General features: G+C 68.9%; 15 protein-coding genes. 10 read left to right on the forward strand and 5 right to left on the reverse strand.

Annotated features, from left to right (window positions below):
• Positions 1 to 177: 177 nt before the first annotated feature.
• From ACO0LV_RS17540 to ACO0LV_RS17550, 3 genes are read right to left on the reverse strand one after another with little or no spacing between them, the layout of a single operon-like run.
• A complete protein-coding gene (locus ACO0LV_RS17540) occupies positions 178 to 1,155 on the reverse strand; it encodes a M56 family metallopeptidase (RefSeq protein ID WP_424789219.1) in 978 nt (325 codons plus the stop codon).
• Positions 1,152 to 1,544 carry a BlaI/MecI/CopY family transcriptional regulator gene (locus tag ACO0LV_RS17545; RefSeq protein ID WP_424789220.1) on the reverse strand — a complete coding sequence of 131 codons (393 nt, stop codon included), beginning with the start codon at positions 1,542 to 1,544 and terminating at the stop codon, positions 1,152 to 1,154. Before ACO0LV_RS17545 ends, ACO0LV_RS17540 begins: the two co-directional genes overlap by 4 nt.
• A complete protein-coding gene (locus ACO0LV_RS17550; RefSeq protein ID WP_424789221.1) occupies positions 1,541 to 2,119 on the reverse strand; it encodes a hypothetical protein in 579 nt (192 codons plus the stop codon). The genes ACO0LV_RS17545 and ACO0LV_RS17550 overlap by 4 nt, the downstream gene beginning before the upstream one ends.
• Positions 2,120 to 2,196: 77 nt before the next feature.
• Between ACO0LV_RS17550 and ACO0LV_RS17555 the strand changes: the two genes are divergently transcribed.
• From ACO0LV_RS17555 to ACO0LV_RS17590, 8 genes are all read left to right on the forward strand, one after another.
• The gene (locus tag ACO0LV_RS17555; protein WP_424789222.1) at positions 2,197 to 3,036 is read left to right on the forward strand and encodes a DsbA family protein; all 840 of its coding nucleotides are present in this window, start codon (positions 2,197 to 2,199) and stop codon (positions 3,034 to 3,036) included.
• Positions 3,037 to 3,040: 4 nt separating this feature from the next.
• Entirely contained in the window at positions 3,041 to 3,919 is an 879-nt protein-coding gene (locus ACO0LV_RS17560; RefSeq protein WP_424789223.1) for a cytochrome c biogenesis CcdA family protein, read from the forward strand.
• Positions 3,916 to 5,250 (forward strand): hypothetical protein, encoded by a 1,335-nt coding sequence (locus ACO0LV_RS17565; RefSeq protein ID WP_424789224.1) that lies wholly within the window; start codon positions 3,916 to 3,918, stop codon positions 5,248 to 5,250. The genes ACO0LV_RS17560 and ACO0LV_RS17565 overlap by 4 nt, the downstream gene beginning before the upstream one ends.
• 93 nt (positions 5,251 to 5,343) lie before the next feature.
• Positions 5,344 to 6,567, forward strand: a complete 1,224-nt coding sequence (locus tag ACO0LV_RS17570) for an MFS transporter (RefSeq protein ID WP_424789225.1) — start codon at positions 5,344 to 5,346, stop codon at positions 6,565 to 6,567.
• A 98-nt stretch (positions 6,568 to 6,665) separates the two neighbouring features.
• On the forward strand, positions 6,666 to 7,064 hold the full coding sequence (locus tag ACO0LV_RS17575; protein WP_424789226.1) for a GntR family transcriptional regulator: 399 nt from the start codon (positions 6,666 to 6,668) through the stop codon (positions 7,062 to 7,064).
• On the forward strand, positions 7,021 to 7,776 hold the full coding sequence (locus ACO0LV_RS17580) for an ABC transporter ATP-binding protein (protein ID WP_424789227.1): 756 nt from the start codon (positions 7,021 to 7,023) through the stop codon (positions 7,774 to 7,776). Before ACO0LV_RS17575 ends, ACO0LV_RS17580 begins: the two co-directional genes overlap by 44 nt.
• A complete protein-coding gene (locus ACO0LV_RS17585) occupies positions 7,773 to 8,591 on the forward strand; it encodes a hypothetical protein (protein ID WP_424789228.1) in 819 nt (272 codons plus the stop codon). The genes ACO0LV_RS17580 and ACO0LV_RS17585 overlap by 4 nt, the downstream gene beginning before the upstream one ends.
• Positions 8,592 to 8,766: 175 nt before the next feature.
• Positions 8,767 to 9,696, forward strand: coding sequence for a VOC family protein (locus ACO0LV_RS17590; protein ID WP_424789229.1), 930 nt, complete (start codon positions 8,767 to 8,769; stop codon positions 9,694 to 9,696).
• A gap of 13 nt (positions 9,697 to 9,709) precedes the next feature.
• On the opposite strand, the gene ACO0LV_RS17595 is transcribed toward ACO0LV_RS17590, so the two are convergent.
• Together ACO0LV_RS17595 and ACO0LV_RS17600 are read right to left on the reverse strand one after the other, a co-directional pair.
• Positions 9,710 to 11,593 carry a heavy metal translocating P-type ATPase gene (locus ACO0LV_RS17595; protein WP_424789230.1) on the reverse strand — a complete coding sequence of 628 codons (1,884 nt, stop codon included), beginning with the start codon at positions 11,591 to 11,593 and terminating at the stop codon, positions 9,710 to 9,712.
• A 67-nt stretch (positions 11,594 to 11,660) separates the two neighbouring features.
• Positions 11,661 to 12,308: a TetR/AcrR family transcriptional regulator gene (locus ACO0LV_RS17600; protein WP_424789231.1), complete on the reverse strand. Its 648-nt coding sequence runs from the start codon at positions 12,306 to 12,308 to the stop codon at positions 11,661 to 11,663.
• Between the two features lie 125 nt (positions 12,309 to 12,433).
• Between ACO0LV_RS17600 and ACO0LV_RS17605 the strand changes: the two genes are divergently transcribed.
• Both ACO0LV_RS17605 and ACO0LV_RS17610 read left to right on the forward strand, forming a co-directional pair.
• Positions 12,434 to 14,068: an MDR family MFS transporter gene (locus ACO0LV_RS17605; protein ID WP_424789232.1), complete on the forward strand. Its 1,635-nt coding sequence runs from the start codon at positions 12,434 to 12,436 to the stop codon at positions 14,066 to 14,068.
• Positions 14,069 to 14,354: 286 nt separating this feature from the next.
• Positions 14,355 to 17,162 carry an aconitate hydratase gene (locus ACO0LV_RS17610; RefSeq protein ID WP_424789233.1) on the forward strand — a complete coding sequence of 936 codons (2,808 nt, stop codon included), beginning with the start codon at positions 14,355 to 14,357 and terminating at the stop codon, positions 17,160 to 17,162.
• Positions 17,163 to 17,205 lie beyond the last annotated feature (43 nt).

Consider the following 17,205-nt stretch of genomic DNA (forward strand, 5'->3'; position numbering starts at 1 on the left):
TCCGCCGGCAGGCAGCGGTGGAGGCGGGTAGCGGACCGCGCGAGCAGGGACGGAGCCAGCGGGCCCGCGCGAGCGGGAACGGCGACCTGCGGTGACGTCTCCGGAGGCGAGCAGGGGCGCGGCCGGCAACGACAGCCGGCCGATCGATCGAGCGCTGGTGTCGTGCGGCCGGTGACGTCAGATGCAGCCGCTGGCCACGGCGCCCGCGTAGGGGACGCCGACGGCGCTGGTGGCCAGCAGCATGAGCATGACCTGGCTTCCGAGGAAGAGTGCCGGCCACCTTTCCGCACGCGCGGCGGGGCGAACCAGATGCCCGATGCGATGGGGCCCGGCGGCGCCCAGTGCTCCGCCGAGGTCCGCCGGCAGACTCATGGAACTCGCCGGATCACCGACCTTCAGCAGCGCGGTCGCCAGCGCACGGGTTCCCGTCCGGCGCCGGGCCGCGTCGTCGGCCGCGATCTCCAGGTAGTGGGGGATGGCTGCGGCTGCCGAGGCGATCAACGGCACCCAGCGAAGGTAGGGGATCAGTGCCCGCACGACGGCCATCACCAGGTGGTGGTGCTGGCGAAGGTGGGCCCGCTCGTGCTCGAGCACGGCGGCCAACTCCTCCTGGTCGAGCCGCTCCCGCGCGCCGGTGGAGACCACCACCCCGCCGTGCCGGGCGGCCAGGGTAAAGACCAGCGGCGCCGGGTCGGGGATGAGCAGCACCGGCTGACCCTGCAGATGTGTTCTGCTCGCCTCGTCACGTATCTCAGCGGCCACCGCTCGCGTTGCCTGCGCGTGTCGCCATGCCCGGGCGGTTGTCGCGGTGAGCAGTCCCATCGCGGCCAGAGTCGGCAGCGCCAGGAGCACGATCGCCGGCACCCAGGTGTTGATCAGAGTGGAACCGGTCCAGGGGTTGGCCGCATCCAGGCACTGGCGGCACACCTCCCCGGCGCGTCCGGGGATCGCGGGACCGGTGAACGCCCAGGCGGCCAACGGGCCCAGGGCCAGTGCGGCCAGCACCCAGGCGAGGGAGCCTGCCGCCAGGATCGCGACCGCCAGTCTCGGGACGTGTGCCAGTGCGGAACTGGCCCGGCGAAGCAGCCATGGACCGCCCAGGGCCACCGCGACCAGGGCAGCGCCGAGCACGCCGATCGTGAGCGTCGGCGTCACCGCCGGGCACCGTCGTCATCGTGCTGCAGGTACTCGCGGAGCAACTCCCGGTCCCGCTCGGGCATGGTCTGTACGAAGTGCATGATCGAGGCGGCCCGGTCACCTCCGGCGTCCAGGGCACGGCCCATCGTCAGCGCAATGTGTTGCTCGCGGCTCATCCGCGGCCGGTGCAGCACGAAGCGGCCCTGCCGCTTGGCGTCCACCATGCCCTTGCGTTCAAGGTTCGACAGCACGGTAGCGATCGTGGTGTAGGCCGGGTCCGCGGGCAACTCGGCGATGATCTCCCGGACGGTGGCAGAGCCGTTGGTCCAGAGCACATCCATCACCTGGGCCTCCAGGGTCCCCAACCGCACCGGCTCGCCGGGACGTTCGCGCGTCCCGCTGCTCACCACGACACCGTCGCCTTCGGCGCCGGCACCGCGCAGGCGACCTGCCCCCGCAGGCGCCACAGCAGCGCCACGCCGGTCAGAACCAGGGCGCCCAGCGCCAGGAAGGGTTGGATCGGAGCGAACCACGTGATGGCGCCGGTGTATCCCAGGGCGAGCAACGCGATCTTGTTACAGACCGGGCATCCGACGGCGAACCAGGCCAGCACGGTTCCGACCATGCCGAACCGGCTGTTGCGCCGTTCCTGGCGTGGGGTCAGCGAGGCGTCGGCGGGGTCGGCCCCGGCACCCTCGGCCACCTCGGCGACGCCCGGGGTGGGGCGCAGGTAGGTGGTGATGAGCATGCCGGTGAACGCTGAGGTCAGCAGCCAGACCGGATAGTTCCACCACACCGGCGGAATTTCCCGGCCGAAGATCGGGTTCGGGATCAGGACGGTCGCGATTCCGATGAGCAGCGCGACGGCGGCCGCCGAGGCCGCGGCGAAGACGAACTGCCGTGGTGTCCATAACCGCAGCCCCTGGCGGGCCATCGCGGCGGTGTGACGTAACGAACTCACGTTCTTCGAAATCCATGTCATCGGGCCAGTATGACTCATGGTTACTATGTTGCATAGTCATCGGCGGTGCGAGCAGAGAGTCAGCAGGAGGTGCAGTAGTGGTGCAACAGGATAACCCGCAATCACGTGCTTGGGTGGTGCCCGCCGTGGTGCTGGGCCTCGTTGCGCTGATGCTGGCGATGGTGTTCCTGCTGCGGGGCGGGTCCTCGGAGCAGACAGGCCCGCAGGAACCAGCCGGCACCAACGGCGCCGCGCAGACCGATCCGGGCCAGGACGGTGCGGACGAGGGCTCGGATGCCGCCGGACCCGAGGCAGGCGACGGGACCACCCAGGAACCGGGTGTACAGGGCCCGCCGGCACGCGTGGAAGGTCCTGAGCAACCCGAGACCGAGGGGGTCGAGCGCCGCGACGCCGATGAACTCCTCGCTGCCGGTCCGGCCGATGCCCCGGTGGTGCTGGTGGTGTTCTCGGACTACCAGTGCCCGTTCTGCGCGCAGTGGAGCGCGGAGACGCTACCGGTGATGATGGAGTACGTCGACGCCGGGGATCTGCGGATCGAATGGCGCGATGTGAACGTCTTCGGTGAGGAATCCGAGCGTGCCGCGCGAGCCTCCTACGCGGCAGCGCTGCAGGGCGGATTCTGGGAGTACCACGAGGCCCTGTTCCCCGACGGGCAGATCCGCTCCCATCGGGAACTCTCCGAAGACGGCCTGACCGAACTCGCCGTGGAAGAGGGGCTGGACGAGGAGCAGTTCACGGCGGATCTGAACGCCCCCGAGACCGCCGAGGAGATCGACCGCAACGCGCAACTGGGTCTGGATCTGGGCGCGTACTCCACGCCGACCTTCATCCTCGACGGCCAGCCCATCATCGGCGCCCAGCCCACCGAGGTGTTCACCGACGCCGTTGAGGCCGCACTGGCCGCTGCGACGGGTTAGCACCATGGAGATCGGACTGCTGACCGCCTTCATCGGCGGAACCCTGGCGCTGCTGAGCCCGTGCGGGGCGCTGCTACTGCCGGCGTTCTTCGCCTCTACCCTCGGCTCCGGGGCGAGACTGTGGCTGCACGGTCTGCTGTTCTACGCCGGTCTGGTGCTGGTGCTGGTGCCCCTGGGAGTGGGGGCCGGGGCCATCGGGCTGCTGTTCTCCACCTACCGCGAGCCGGTGATCGCCATTGCGTCGCTCCTGCTCATCGTGCTCGGCGTGGTGCAGGTCCTGGGTCTGGGGTTCGATCCGGCCCGGATGCTGCCCGGAGCCCGCGGGCTGCAGAACCAGGCCCAGGTACGCACCGGGATGCTCAAGACGGTGTTACTGGGCGCGGTCGGGGGTATTGCCGGATTCTGCGCCGGCCCGATCCTGGGGGCGGTGCTGACCATGGCGGCTACCCAGGATTCCCTGGTGCTCTCCGGGGCGATGCTGGCCATCTACGGGGCGGGCATGGTGGTCCCGCTGCTCGTGCTCGCCTCGGTCTGGGGCCGGTTGGGCGCCAAGGGCCGCTCCGTGCTGCGCGGGCGCACCTTCAGCGTGTTCGGCCGGCGGCTGCACACCACCTCGGTGATCACCGGCGTGCTCATGGTTGTGGTCGGTGTCGCGTTCTGGACCACCAACGGATTCGTGGGGACCCCCGCCCTGCTGCCCACCTCCACCCAGGCCTGGTTGCAGGAACGCAGCGCCGTGCTGGCCCACCCCGCGCTGGACGTGTTCGCGATCGTGGTGGCCGCCGTCGTCGTTCTGCTCATCTGGGCACGCCTGCGCAAGCGCCGCCACCAGCCGATCCGGCAGGAGGCCGCGAAGGCCGCAGCGGACCAGGAGGACCGGTGAGGGCGCGGTGCCGGACGGCGCTGGCCGGTGCCGCGGCAACCCTCCTGCTCCTGGCCGGATGCTCGGCACCCGCCGACGAACAGCCGACGCCGGAGGAACAGCCGACCTCGGATGACGGGCAGGCCACATCGGAACAGGCCGAGACCGACGCGGCGGAGGACGCCGGGACGACACAGTCATCACCGGGAGTCACGGCCGGAGCGTGCGACGAGCCCGGGGACGATCTCGACCGCGCCCCCGACCTCGATCCCGAGCCCCTGGCCGAGATGGACCCGGCGGGCACCTGGCTGCCTTATCACCTGGAGGCTCGCCGGATCGTCCAGACTCCCTTCGACGTGCTGCCGGCCGAGCGCGGCGAGGTGTTCCTCGCCCCGGCGGAGCGCGAGGGTGCCCTGACGTTCAGCGCGGTGGACGCCGAGGGCAGCGTGTTGTGGGCGGCCGAGCGCCCGCCCGGTTGCGCCGGCTTCACTCTGGCCGGTACCGAGGACGGTCAGGATCTGGCAGTGCTCACCGATGTGGACCCCGGCGGCGACTCCGGGGAACGTGCGAGGACCACCGCGACGGCGTATGACCTGCGCACCGGTGAGCACGCGTGGGGGCCGGTGCCGGTGGGCGGGCCGCACGTGGGCCCGGGCCTCGTCTTCGCCGCACCAGGGGCCGGGCCGACCGGCGACGGCGGTGCGCGGCTGGTGCTGGACGCCGCCACCGGGGAGATCCTGGCCGACGGGGAGGAGGACGACGCCCGCGTCCTGGGGGAGTACGACGGCACCGTGCTGATGGTCGCCGGCGACCACGTGCTCGCCCTGGCCGGTGCCGCCCAGGAGGAGGTGTGGCGCTTGGATGCGACCGAGTACGGCTGGGACCCCACCGACCTGGCGCCGGCCGCCGGTACCGGTGCGGATCGCCAAGTGACCAGACTGCAGGTGGCACCGGGTGTAGCCGCGGCCATCGACCTGGAGCAGGGCCTGGTGCTGGCCGAGGACGTCACCGATGCCGTCGTCGAGGAGTCCACCGGCACCAGGGTGGTGCTGGAGGGCGAGCACGCACGCGCCTTTGACGCGAGCGGCGAAGAACTGTGGGCGTACCTGCTAACCGAACCCGCCACGATCGAGGGTGCCGGTGGAGTCATGCTCTATCTGCGCTCCGGCGACAGCGTGCGGGTACACAACGTGCTCACCGGGGAGGTGGCGGAGGCCTATGACCCGCAGGGGCAGGGCGAGATCCTGGTGCCGGCGGTGATCGCGGCGAACGGGGCCACCGTGGTGGTCGCGACCGAGGGGTACCCACTGGTGACGATCGTCGCCGACGAGGACCGGGAGCCGCAGGAGTAGCGTCGCCGCACGGTCTCGGGCCGGGCCGCGGTGTAGATTGAACCCGGTGGGTGGGCGTGTGCCTGGACGTGCCCCGGCGTGATGAGGAGTGCGGTGACCGTTTCGCTCACGAGGCGCCGGTGGGCGCTGTTCGCGCTGTTCTTCGTGCCCGGGCTCTCGCTGGCCTCCTGGGTCACCCGGACCCCGGCGATCCGGGACCTCCTGCACGCCTCGACGGCGCAGATGGGTCTGGTGCTCTTCGGGCTCTCGGTCGGATCGATGCTGGGGATCCTGTGCTCCGGGGCTCTGGTCGCCAAGTTCGGGGGACGGCCGGTGATCGCGGCCGGGATCGCCGGTGTGGCGCTGAGCATGCCCGTCATCGGTCTGGGCGCCGGTGCCGGAGCGGCCTGGGTGGTGGCGGCGGGGTTGTTCGTCTTCGGCCTGGGTCTCGGCGCTGCGGACGTGGCGATGAACGTCGAGGGTGCCGACGTGGAGCGGGCCGGGCGCCGGCCGTTCCTGCCGGCGCTGCACGGGTGTTTCAGCCTGGGCACGGTGGTCGGCGCCCTGGCCGGCATCGGCGCCACCGCCACCGGCTTCCCCGTGGTCTGGCACCTGGTGCTCACCGGCGCGCTCGGTGCCGGGGTGTTCGGTGCGGCTATCCGCAGCGTATTGCCGGGCACCGGGCGCGTCCCGCTCCTGCGAGCCGATGGCTCGGCGGGGACCGCCGCGACGCCACCGATCTGGAAGGACGCCCGCCTGGTCCTCATCGGGGTCATCGTGCTGGCGATGGCGCTGACCGAAGGAACCGCAAACGACTGGTTGCCGTTGATCATGGTGGACGGGCATGGATTCGGCGAAGCGTGGGGTTCGGCGATATTCGCCGTGTTCGCCGCCTCGATGACCCTTGGTCGTTTCGCCGGAGGGCCGGTGATCGCCAGGCTCGGCCGGGCGCTGGTGTTGGGTATCAGTGCGGGCTTCGCGCTCCTGGGTCTGGTGGTGGTGGCCTTCGTGGACAGTCAATTCACCGCGGTGGCCGCCGTCGTCCTCTGGGGGCTCGGCGCCTCGCTGGGCTTTCCGGTGGCCTTGTCCGCGGCAGGTGATTCCGGGCCGAACCCGGCGGTGCGGGTGTCCCTGGTGGCCACCATCGGCTACATCGCGTTCCTGGTGGGCCCGCCGCTACTGGGCTTCGTCGGCGAGCAGGTGGGCCTGCGTCACGCACTGGTGATCCCGATGATCGTGGTGCTGGTGGCGATGTTCCTGTCCCCGGCGGTGAAGAACCGGCCGGTGGTGGAACGCCAGGGGCTCGCGGACGAACCGGTGGCGCCGACTCGGCTTTGACGCCCCACCGAGGGTGCGGACCGACGACGTTGACACGCTCGCGGTGAATGTGTCACTGTATTAGTGACCTAATACAGGCATACATGTGAGGCGAGTCAGTGGAGTTCGACACATCCGCACCGATCTGGGTGCAACTCGTCTCCGAGTTCGCCCGGTCGATCGTGGTCGGCGAGTGGGCGCCGGGGAGCAAGGTCCCCGGGGTGCGGGAGCTGGCCGCCGGACTCGGGGTGAATCCCAACACCGCCCAGCGCGCTCTGGCCGAACTCGAGCGGCAGGGCCTGTGCCGGTCCGAGCGTACCGCCGGCAGGTTCGTCACCGAGGACGCGTCGCGAATCAATCGGGTGCGGGCCGAGCTCACCCGGGACGCGGCTGACGAATTCATCCGCCGGGCCCAGGGACTGCGCATGCCACCCGACCAAGCACAACAACTCATCGAGGAGAGGTGGACGGCCCATGTCGACCACGATCAGAACCGAACCGGCACCGGGGGAGCCTGAGATGACCCACGCCCGCGCCACATCGGCTATCCGTACCCGCGGTCTGTCCGTGCATTACGGCCAGACCACCGCCCTGGACGACTTCGACCTCGACCTCGCCCCGGGGCAGATCGTCGGGCTGCTGGGCGAGAACGGCTGCGGCAAGACCACGCTGCTGAAGGTTCTGGCCGGAGTGCTCAGCGACTACTCCGGTGAGGTCACCATCGCCGGGCACCGGCCGGGCCCGGAGTCCAAGGCGCTCGTCTCCTTTCTTCCCGACGCCAGTTTTCTCCCCGACGGCGCCAAGGTCTCGTACTGCCTGGACCTTTACGCGGACTTCTTCGCCGACTTCGACCGGGAGCGAGCGGCAGACCTCATCGGATTCTTCGGGCTGCGCGACGGCATGCGGCTGAAGGAGATGTCCAAGGGTATGCGCGAGAAGGTGCAGATCGCCCTGGCGATGTCACGCGATGCCCGGGTCTTCCTGCTCGACGAGCCGATCGCCGGTGTGGACCCGGCGGCGCGGCAGGTGATTCTCGACGGCATCCTGCGCAACCTCTCCGCCGATTCCCTGCTGGTCATCACCACGCACCTCATCCATGACCTGGAGTCCATTCTCGACTCGGTGGTGATGATGCGGCACGGTCGGGTCGTCCTGCAGGGCGAGGCGGACGATCTGCGCGGCGAGCACTCCGCGAGTTTGGATCACATCTTCAAGGAGACCTACCGATGATGCTGCTCAAACACGAATGGCTGCGCACCCGCACCCTGGTGGGGACCGTGGCCGGAGTGGCCGTGCTCCTCACCCTGCTCGGTACCGTGCTCACCGCGACGGCTTGGCCCGTGCTGAGCCCACTCGGCATGTTGCTGGGTGGTATCGCCATCACCGTGCTCGTCCCTGGCCTGCAATTGGCACTCACGGCCGATTACTACCGGTCCAGTTACAGCCGTACCGGGTACTTCACCCATTCCCTGCCGATCGGCGGCGGGAGGATCTATGCCGCCAAGGCCACCTGGGCGGTGCTGGTGACCCTCGCTGGGCTCGGACTCACCCTGGTCCTGTTCGGAGTGTTCTGGGTGGGCGTGGGCCCCGCCGTCGGGATGGACCGCAACCCGTTCACCGCAGCGGGCATGCTCTGGGACCGGCTCAGCGCGGTGAGTTCGAGCGGCATGCTCGCCGGCGGGGCGCTACTGCTGCTGGCGATGTACCTGATCTGGCCGATCCACTACTTCTTCGCCGTCTCGCGAGGCAGCGAGCGTCCGCTGAACCGGTGGGGACTCGGCGGGCCGGTCCTGGTGTTCGTCGTGCTGTACACGGTCACCCAATTGGCGGGCATCATCGGGATGATCGCCATTCCGTTCGGGATCGGCCTGCAGAACGGAGCGCTGGGAGTGGTGTCCTACAGCATCATCGCCGAGATGCAGCTCGGGTCCGCAAGTACCGAGGACGTGATGCCGCTGGGCTTCATCCCGGCGATCCTCCTGGTGACCCTCTTCTGCGCATGGCGCACGGTGCAGTCCTGGAACCACAAGGTCTCGCTGGCCTGAGAGCCAGCGCGAAGCCGGCAGCGAGAAGCCGGGACGGGCCCGTCGATCGGAGGGATCGGCGGGCCCGTCTGTGTGGCGTGCACCTCCCGATGGGTAGTTGTACTTTCAACTATCCACCGCTACACTGGTGATTGCACGTTCAACTACTTTGCCCAGTCGAGAAGGAGGCGCACCGATGACCGAGGTCGCCAGTTCGTCAGCGGTGAGCGAGAAGACCCTCGCCGCGCAGACCGCCATGGACGCCGTCACCCTGCACGTTGGGGATCTTGACCTGATGTCGTCCTACTACTCGGAGGCGCTGGCCATGGAGCCGATCGAGGAGCGGTCCCGGGCGGCCGGTGTGCACCGGGTGCTGGGGCGCGGAGAGGTGCCCCTGGTCCGGTTGATCTCCACGCCCGGCCTTCCTGCGGTGGACCCGCGGCAAGCCGGACTGTTCCACACCGCCTTCCTGTTCGAGGACAAGGCCAGCCTGGCGGCCACGGTGTATCGGGCGGCCCAGGATCCCCGCAGCCGGTTCGTCGGCTCCAGCGACCACCTGGTCAGCGAGGCCTTCTACTTCACCGACCCGGAGGGCAACGGCATCGAACTCTATGTCGATCGGGACCGCTCCGAGTGGACTTTCCGCGACGGCCAACTGCAGATGGCGTCCAACTTCCTCGACCCGAACGCCTACCTGCGCGCACACCTCGATGAGGACGTTCTGGCAGCCGGAGCGCGCCGGGCCGGCACGGTCGGACACGTGCACCTGCAGGTGGGCGACATCGCTTCCGCGCGGAAGTTCTACGTGGACCTCCTCGGGTTCGAAACCACGGTCGAGACCTACCCAGGGGCCCTGTTCGCCGCTGCCGGCGGCTATCACCACCACGTGGCGATGAACACCTGGAACAGCCGCGAGGCGGGCCCCCGCGCGGCCACCCTGGGCTTGGGCGACGTGGCGATCACTGTGCCCCGGCGGGAGGATCTGGACGCACTCGTGGCCCGGTTGTCGGCTGAGCAGGTCCAGCACCAGGACACCGGGCGCTCGGTGGTAGTCAAGGATCCGTGGGGTACTCAGGTGACGATCGCCTTGCCCGGCACGAGCACCGAGGAACTGCTCAGTCGCTGACCGTCACGCTCGCTCAGCGCGCCGGGGCCAGGGCTCGTGGGTGTCCGGCGACCTTGGCGGTCTGGATCTCGCGGTGGATCCGCAGCGCACGGAGGGCACTGAGGATCGCGACCAGGTCCACCACCTCCTGCAGCAGGGCACCCACGACAGCGGGCAGGTACCCGAACGCCGCTACCAGCATCAGGCCGACCGAGATGATGATGCCCAACCAGATGGACTGCAGCGCGATCCTGACGGTGCGCCGGCCCACGTGGATCACATCTGCCACCCGGCCGATGTCCTCGGAGGTGATCACCGCAGAGGCGGACTCGCTCGCGGCCGTGGCCCCACGTGCCGCCATCGCGATCCCGACGTCGGCCACCGCCAGTACCGGCGCGTCGTTGATACCGTCACCCACCATCAGCGCCGGCCTCGGCTGCAGTTGCTGCACCACCTCGATCTTGGTTCCCGGGGTGGTTTCGGCGTAGACGTCCTCGATCCCGGCCTGTGCCGCGATCGACTTCGCGGTGGCTGCCACGTCGCCGGTGACCATGGCGATCGTGCGCACGCCGTGTTCCTTGAGGCGCTGCACGGTCTCGGCGGCGTTGTCCTTCAGCGGGTCGGAGAGCACGATCACCCCGGCCAGCCGCGTGCCGGTGGAGACGTAGACGGCGGTCTCACCCGGGCGAAGCTCGGTCCGCTGCACCGGGCCGGTGACCTCCTCGATGAAAGTCGGCTTGCCCACGCGCACGCTCGTGCCGTCGGCGAGCGTGGCCTGCACGCCGTTGGTGGCGATCTCCTCGGCGGCGGTGACCTCGGGCAACGGCAACCCCTCGGCCCGGGCGTGGGCGACGATGGGGTCGGCGAAGACGTGCACCGAGTACTGCTCGACGGCACCCGCCGCCCGCAGCGTCTCGGTCGCCGACTCCTCGCCCGGCCTGATGTCCACCACGATGGGCTTGCCCTTGGTCAGGGTGCCGGTCTTGTCCAGGGCGGCCGAACGGACCCGGGCCAGGGTCTCCAACGCGCCGCCCTCCTTGACGATCACGTTCAGCCTGGCCGCCGAACTCATCCCGCCCATGAAGGCCACCGGCGTGGCGATCAGCAGGGGACACGGAGTGGCCACCACGAGCACCTCGGCGAACCGGGTCGCGTCTCCGCTGATGTACCAGGCCAGTCCGGCGATGGTCAGTGACAGGATCGTGAAGGGCACCGCGTACCGGTCGGCCAGGCGCACCATCGGCGCCCGGGACTCGACCGCCTCGGTGACCAGACGCACGATCGAGGCGTAGTGGGAGTCCGCGGCGACCTTGTCCGCACGCAGGGTGAACGCCTCGGTGGTATTGACCGTCCCGGACAGGATCGAGTCGTCCTCGGCGTAGGTGACCGGGATCGGCTCGCCCGTCACCGAGGACTCATCGATCACCGCTCGCTTGGAGACCAGGGTGCCGTCCACCGGCACCACCTCACCCGAGCGCACCACCAGTAGGTCCCCGACAGCGACCTCGTCCACGGCGATGCGTTCGACCTCCGAGGTGCCCGGGCCGATCCGCTGCGCGAAGGACGGGGCCCGGTTGACCAACAGGTCCAGTTCACGACTGGCGCGGTGCGCGGCGTAGTTCTCCAGCGCCTCCCCGCCGGTGAGCATGAGCGCGATGATGAGGCCCGCGATGTACTCACCGACCATCAAGGTGGCGACCATGGCCACCACGGCCAGGATGTCCAGGCCCCAGTGCCCGGCCATCAGATCGCGGAACATGTCCCAGGCGGTGACGGCGATGACGATGCCGATGACCCCGATCGCCAGCACAGCCACCGCGGTGGGCTGCCCGGTCGCGGTGAGGACCAGCGCCACGATGATGGCGACGAACGCCACGATGGCCAACGGCTGCGTACGAATGAATCGAAGCGCCCTCATGGCGGCACCATATCGCCAGGGGTTCAGTGATGAGTGGGCCCGATGTCCCAGAACGCGGTCCGTCACATCAGTCGGGGCTGGGCAGGCCCGCCATGACGGCGTCGAACGCTGCTGCGGTGAGCGCGGTCAACGACCCGGCGAACCCGGCAGCCGCGTGCTTGTGCAGGACCGTTCGCAGCGTGGTCAGGGACACGTTCACGACCAGGGACGGATAGGTTTCGGAATCCGGGTCCATTCCCGTGCGAGCGGCGACGGCGCGGGTCAGTTCCCGCCCGATCACCGCTGAGGACCCCACCAGTGCGGGTAGGAGTTCCGGATTGTCATCGACCGCCTGCATACGCAACTGCCACCGGTGCTGATCCTGCGCGATCGCCTCGGCGTACCCCACGAACACCTGCTTCAGTGACTCCAGCGGCGGCTCGGTCGCGGGGCGCGCCCGCAGGATCGCGGCCAGGGCGGGTGCCAGTTCCGGATCGGTCCCGACCAGGACGTCCTCCTTGCTCGTGAAGTAGTTGAACAGCGTCCGCTGCGAAACCCCCGCCTCAGCAGCGATCTGCTCGGTCGTGACCGCGTGCAGGCCGCGCTCGGCCACCAGGGACAGGCCGGCCATCTGGAGTGCCCGCCAGGTGGTGCGCTTCTTCCGCTCCCGCAATCGAACGCCGTCGTCACCGGCAGCGTGCGGCTGGACCGGGACGGAGGCTCGCTTGGTGGACATCACCGCGTAGCGTACCGGAAGTCTGGTTCAGTAACTGCAAAGTTGCAGTTACTGCAGTATTGCCTCTACGCTCGATCGCGTCCTGGGGCCGTGTGCGCACCCAGGGATCAAGGAGCACCTCACGCATGACTGGTTCAGTCAGCCCCGCACCGACGTGGGGACTGAGTCGAGCATCCAGGATGGTGTTCATCGGTCTGCTGCTGGGCATGCTGGTGGCCTCGATCAGCCAGACGATCGTCTCTCCGGCGATGCCGATCATCGTGGCCGACCTCGGCGGCATCGATCACTACAGTTGGCTGGCGACGGCGGCGATGCTGGTGTCCGCAGTGGTGGTGCCGATCGTGGGGAAGCTGTCCGACCTGTACGGCCGGCGCGCGTTCTACCTGGCCGGCCTCAGCATCTTCCTGCTCGGCTCGATCCTGGCCGGACTGGCCCCGAGTTTCTGGTGGCTGGTCGCGGCTCGCGGGGTCCAGGGCCTGGGGATGGGCGCGTTGATGACGCTGTCCCAGACCATCATCGGCGACATCATCCCCCCACGTCAGCGCGGCAAGTACCAGGGGTTCATGGGCGCGGTGTTCGGCGTGACCTCGATCGCCGGTCCGTTGCTCGGTGGCTGGATCACCGACCACTGGGGCTGGCGATGGTTGTTCTACGCCGCGCTGCCGGTGGGTGTGGTGGCACTGGTCTTCATCACCAAGTACCTGCATGTGCCGCACGTGCAACGCAGGGCCAAGATCGACGTGGCCGGCATCGTGACGCTGGCCGCCGCACTGGTGTCGATCCTGCTCGCCACCTCCTGGGGCGGCACCACCTACGCGTGGGGTTCACCGCAGGTGCTGGGCCTGTTCGCGCTGGGCATGGTACTGCTCGCCGCCTTCATCCTGATCGAACTGCGGGCCGAGGAACCGGTGCTCCCGTTGCGTCTGTTCCGCAACTCGATCCTGACCTTCTCCAACATCGCCAGCCTGATGATCGCGATGAGCATGTTCGGCGCGATCTTCTATATCCCGGTCTACGCCCAGGGAGTCCTCGGTGTCAGCGCCACCGTGTCCGGAGCGATCATGATCCCGATGAGTCTGGCGATGATCGTGGTGGGCATCGTGATCGGGTTCCTCATCACCAGGACCGGGAGGTACAAGGTCTTCATCGTCGGGGGCACCCTGACGATGCTGGCCGGGTTCGGTCTGCTGCTGCGGATGGACTACGGCTCCTCCGAACTGCAGTTGACCGTGGCGATGGTGGTGCTGGGCGCCGGACTGGGCGGATCGATGCAGCCGTTCACGATCATCGTGCAGAACGCGGTGAGTCAGCGTGACCTCGGCGTGGCCACCGCGACGGTCCAGTTCTTCCGTAACACCGGGGGAACGGTTGGGACGGCGGTGCTGGGGACCATCATGACCTCCAGGATGGTCACCACGATTCCGCACCACCTGCCCGAGGGGGTCGAGGAGGTGCTTCCGGCCGAAGGCCTGGGTGCGGACTCGGTTCTCGATCCGACCTTGCTGGCCGAGTTGCCCGAGGCCATGGCCGAGGCGGTGCGCCGAGGGATGGCCGATGCGCTGCACACGGTCTTCCTCGCGGCCGTGCCACTGGTGCTGCTGGCGGTGATCGCCTCCATGCTGGTCAAGTCGATCCCGCTGCGCACCACCCTGCACGATCCTGCAGACGCGCGCGGTTCGATCGCCGTGCACGCGAGGGTGGGTGTCGACGCACCGGAACGCACGGGACGAGACGCGGGCGGAACCGGACCTGACCGGTAGGGTCCGCACGACCGGTCCGGGTGCTGCTGATCCTCCCCGGGAGCCTGGCCCGGGACGTCCTCCCGACCTGGAGGACCAGGACCCGGCCCGGCCCGGCGGGTGTGGTCGCTCATCCCGGTCGTGGTCGCCGCCGCCGCGGTCATCCCTTCAATCCGAGGCCGGGACCTGGTGCGCCGCTCGCCGAAGGGTTGTACCGTGCGAAGCACAGGTGCGTCTGGGATCTGCGGCGCCACGAGCCACGTCGATGGTCTCAGCGGCACGCCAACTGCGTTCGAAGGAGCATGCTGTGGCCGCGAAGACTGCAAATAGTTTCGGTGCGCGCGACCAGTTGCGCGTCGGTGAGGTCCAGTACCAGATCCACCGACTCGACGCGGTGGAAGGAGCAGAGCGCCTGCCCTACAGCCTGAAGGTGCTACTGGAGAACCTCCTCCGCAACGAGGACGGGCGGGTGGTCACTGCCGAACAGGTCCAGGCCATGTTGGCCTGGGACCCACAGGCGGGCGCGCAGGACAGCGCCGAGATCCAGTTCACCCCGGCCCGGGTGTTGATGCAGGACTTCACGGGGGTGCCGTGCGTGGTCGACCTGGTCGCGATGCGCGATGCCATGACGGCTGCCGGAGGTGACCCTGCCAAGATCAACCCGCTGATCCCCACAGACCTGGTGATCGATCACTCGGTGATCGCCGACGTGTTCGGCTCTTCCGATGCCTTCCGGATCAACACCGACCTGGAGTTCGAGCGCAACCACGAACGCTACGGACTGCTGCGCTGGGGCCAGAGCGCCTTCGATGACTTCTCGGTGGTGCCGCCGGGGACGGGTATCTGCCACCAGGTGAACCTGGAGTACCTGGCTCAGGTGGTCTTCACCTCCGAACGTGACGGGCGGCCGGTGGCCTACCCCGACTCGCTGGTCGGCACCGACTCCCACACCCCGATGATCAACGGTCTGGGGGTCCTGGGCTGGGGTGTGGGCGGGATCGAGGCCGAGGCCGCCATGCTCGGCCAGCCGCTGTCGATGCTGATCCCGCGGGTCGTGGGCCTGAAACTGACCGGCGAGTTACCGGAGGGCACCACCGCCACCGACCTGGTTCTCACCGTGGCCCAACTGCTGCGTAGCACCGGGGTGGTGGGCAAGTTCGTGGACTTCTTCGGCCCCGGGGTCGGCAGCGTCCCGTTGGCGACGCGCGCCACCCTGGGCAACATGAGCCCGGAGTACGGCTCGACCGTGACGATCTTCCCGGTCGATGCCGAGACCCTGGACTACCTGCGCCTGACCGGCCGCTCGGCCGAGCAGGTCGCCCTGGTGGAGGCCTACGCCAAGGAGCAGGGCCTGTGGCACGACCCGGATCATGTGCCCGACTACAGCCAGGTGGTCGAACTTGACCTGGGGACGGTCGAACCATCGCTGGCCGGTCCGAGCCGTCCCCAGGACCGGATCCCGCTCAAGGCCGCCCAGGGCACGATCCGCGGATTGCTCGCCGGATGGGAGCACGACGACGCCGTCCAGGGCGGGTTGGACGACGCCTCGGCCGGGTCCTTCCCGGCCAGTGATCCGATCGCGGTCAGCACCCTGACCGAGCGTGACGATCCGCCGCGGACCGGTACCGCGAAGTCACCGTCGTCCTGGCCCTCGGACCCGGTGGAGATCATGTTGGACGATTCCCCGGCGCACCTGGACCACGGGGACGTGGTGATCGCCGCGATCACCTCCTGCACCAACACGTCCAACCCCTCGGTGATGCTGGGCGCCGGACTACTGGCGAAGAAGGCGGTGGAGCAGGGCCTGCAGTCCAAGCCGTGGGTGAAGACCTCCTTGGCTCCCGGTTCTCGCATTGTCACGGACTACTACGAGCGCAGCGGACTGACCTCCTACCTCGACCAGCTCGGATTCAACCTCGTGGGGTATGGCTGCACCACCTGTATCGGGAACTCCGGCCCGCTGATCCCCGAGGTGAGCGAAGCCGTCACCGGTCACGACCTCACGGTGGCCTCGGTGCTGTCCGGCAACCGCAACTTCGAAGGCCGCATCCACGGCGAGACGAAGATGAACTTCCTGACCTCACCGCCCCTGGTGATCGCCTACGCCCTGGCCGGCACCATGCACACCGACCTGTTGCGCGAACCGCTCGGGCAGAACGCCGAGGGCCAGGACGTCTACCTGCGCGACATCTGGCCGACCGCCCAGGAGGTCAAGGAGGCCGTCGATGCCGGGGTCGAGGCGCAGATGTTCACCGACGGGTACTCCGATGTGTTCACCGGCGATGAGAACTGGCAGAACATGGGCATATCGGAGTCCGAGACGTTCGACTGGGACGACGAGTCCACCTATGTGCGCCGGCCCCCCTACTTCGATGACATGCCGGCCGAGCCGCAGCCGATGAGTGACATCACCGGTGCCAGGGTGCTGGCCTACCTGGGGGACTCGGTCACCACCGACCACATCTCCCCGGCGGGGGCGATCCGGCCCGACTCCCCGGCCGGGAGGTACCTGAAGGACCACGGTGTGAAGGTGAAGGACTTCAACTCCTACGGTTCGAGGCGCGGGAACCACGAGGTGATGATCCGTGGCACGTTCGCCAACGTGCGCCTGCGGAACAAACTCGTGCCCGAGGTCGAGGGTGGTTACACCCGGCACCTGCCCGACGGGGAGCCGGAGAGCATCTTCGACGCCGCGCAGAAGTACGTTGCCGACGGCACCCCGTTGGTGATCCTGGCCGGCGCCGATTACGGCTCGGGCTCCTCCCGTGACTGGGCCGCCAAGGGCACCATGCTCATGGGTGTCCGGGCGGTGCTGGCCGCCTCCTTCGAACGCATACACCGGTCCAACCTCATCGGCATGGGCGTGCTGCCGCTGCAGTTCCCCGAAGGGGAGTCCGCCGAGGATCTCGGGCTGAGTGGTGAGGAGACCTACTCGATCACCGGCCTGGAGGGGGTGGACTCGGTCCCGGAGACGGTCACGGTGGGTATCACCGACGACGACGGGCAGACCCGGGAGGTGCAGGCACGGGTGCGCATCGACACCCCGGCCGAGGCGGCCTACTTCCGCCACGGCGGGATCCTGCCCTACGTGCTGCGTCAGCTGCTCGAGGACTGAGGCGGGCGCGTCTCCCGGAAGGCGCGCAAGGGACCCGCCCGAT

The organism is Pseudactinotalea sp. Z1739, from assembly GCF_049725055.1.
Lineage (GTDB): Bacteria > Actinomycetota > Actinomycetes > Actinomycetales > Beutenbergiaceae > CALKWS01.

Bases quoted from the DNA above. Each gene is read 5' to 3' on its own strand.
- ACO0LV_RS17550 (WP_424789221.1), bottom strand. From the start codon at position 2,119: ATGACATGGATTTCGAAGAACGTGAGTTCGTTACGTCACACCGCCGCG.
- ACO0LV_RS17560 (WP_424789223.1), top strand. From the start codon at position 3,041: ATGGAGATCGGACTGCTGACCGCCTTCATCGGCGGAACCCTGGCGCTG.
- ACO0LV_RS17580 (WP_424789227.1), top strand. From the start codon at position 7,021: ATGTCGACCACGATCAGAACCGAACCGGCACCGGGGGAGCCTGAGATG.
- ACO0LV_RS17585 (WP_424789228.1), top strand. From the start codon at position 7,773: ATGATGCTGCTCAAACACGAATGGCTGCGCACCCGCACCCTGGTGGGG.
- ACO0LV_RS17590 (WP_424789229.1), top strand. From the start codon at position 8,767: ATGACCGAGGTCGCCAGTTCGTCAGCGGTGAGCGAGAAGACCCTCGCC.
- ACO0LV_RS17595 (WP_424789230.1), bottom strand. From the start codon at position 11,593: ATGAGGGCGCTTCGATTCATTCGTACGCAGCCGTTGGCCATCGTGGCG.
- ACO0LV_RS17600 (WP_424789231.1), bottom strand. From the start codon at position 12,308: ATGTCCACCAAGCGAGCCTCCGTCCCGGTCCAGCCGCACGCTGCCGGT.
- ACO0LV_RS17605 (WP_424789232.1), top strand. From the start codon at position 12,434: ATGACTGGTTCAGTCAGCCCCGCACCGACGTGGGGACTGAGTCGAGCA.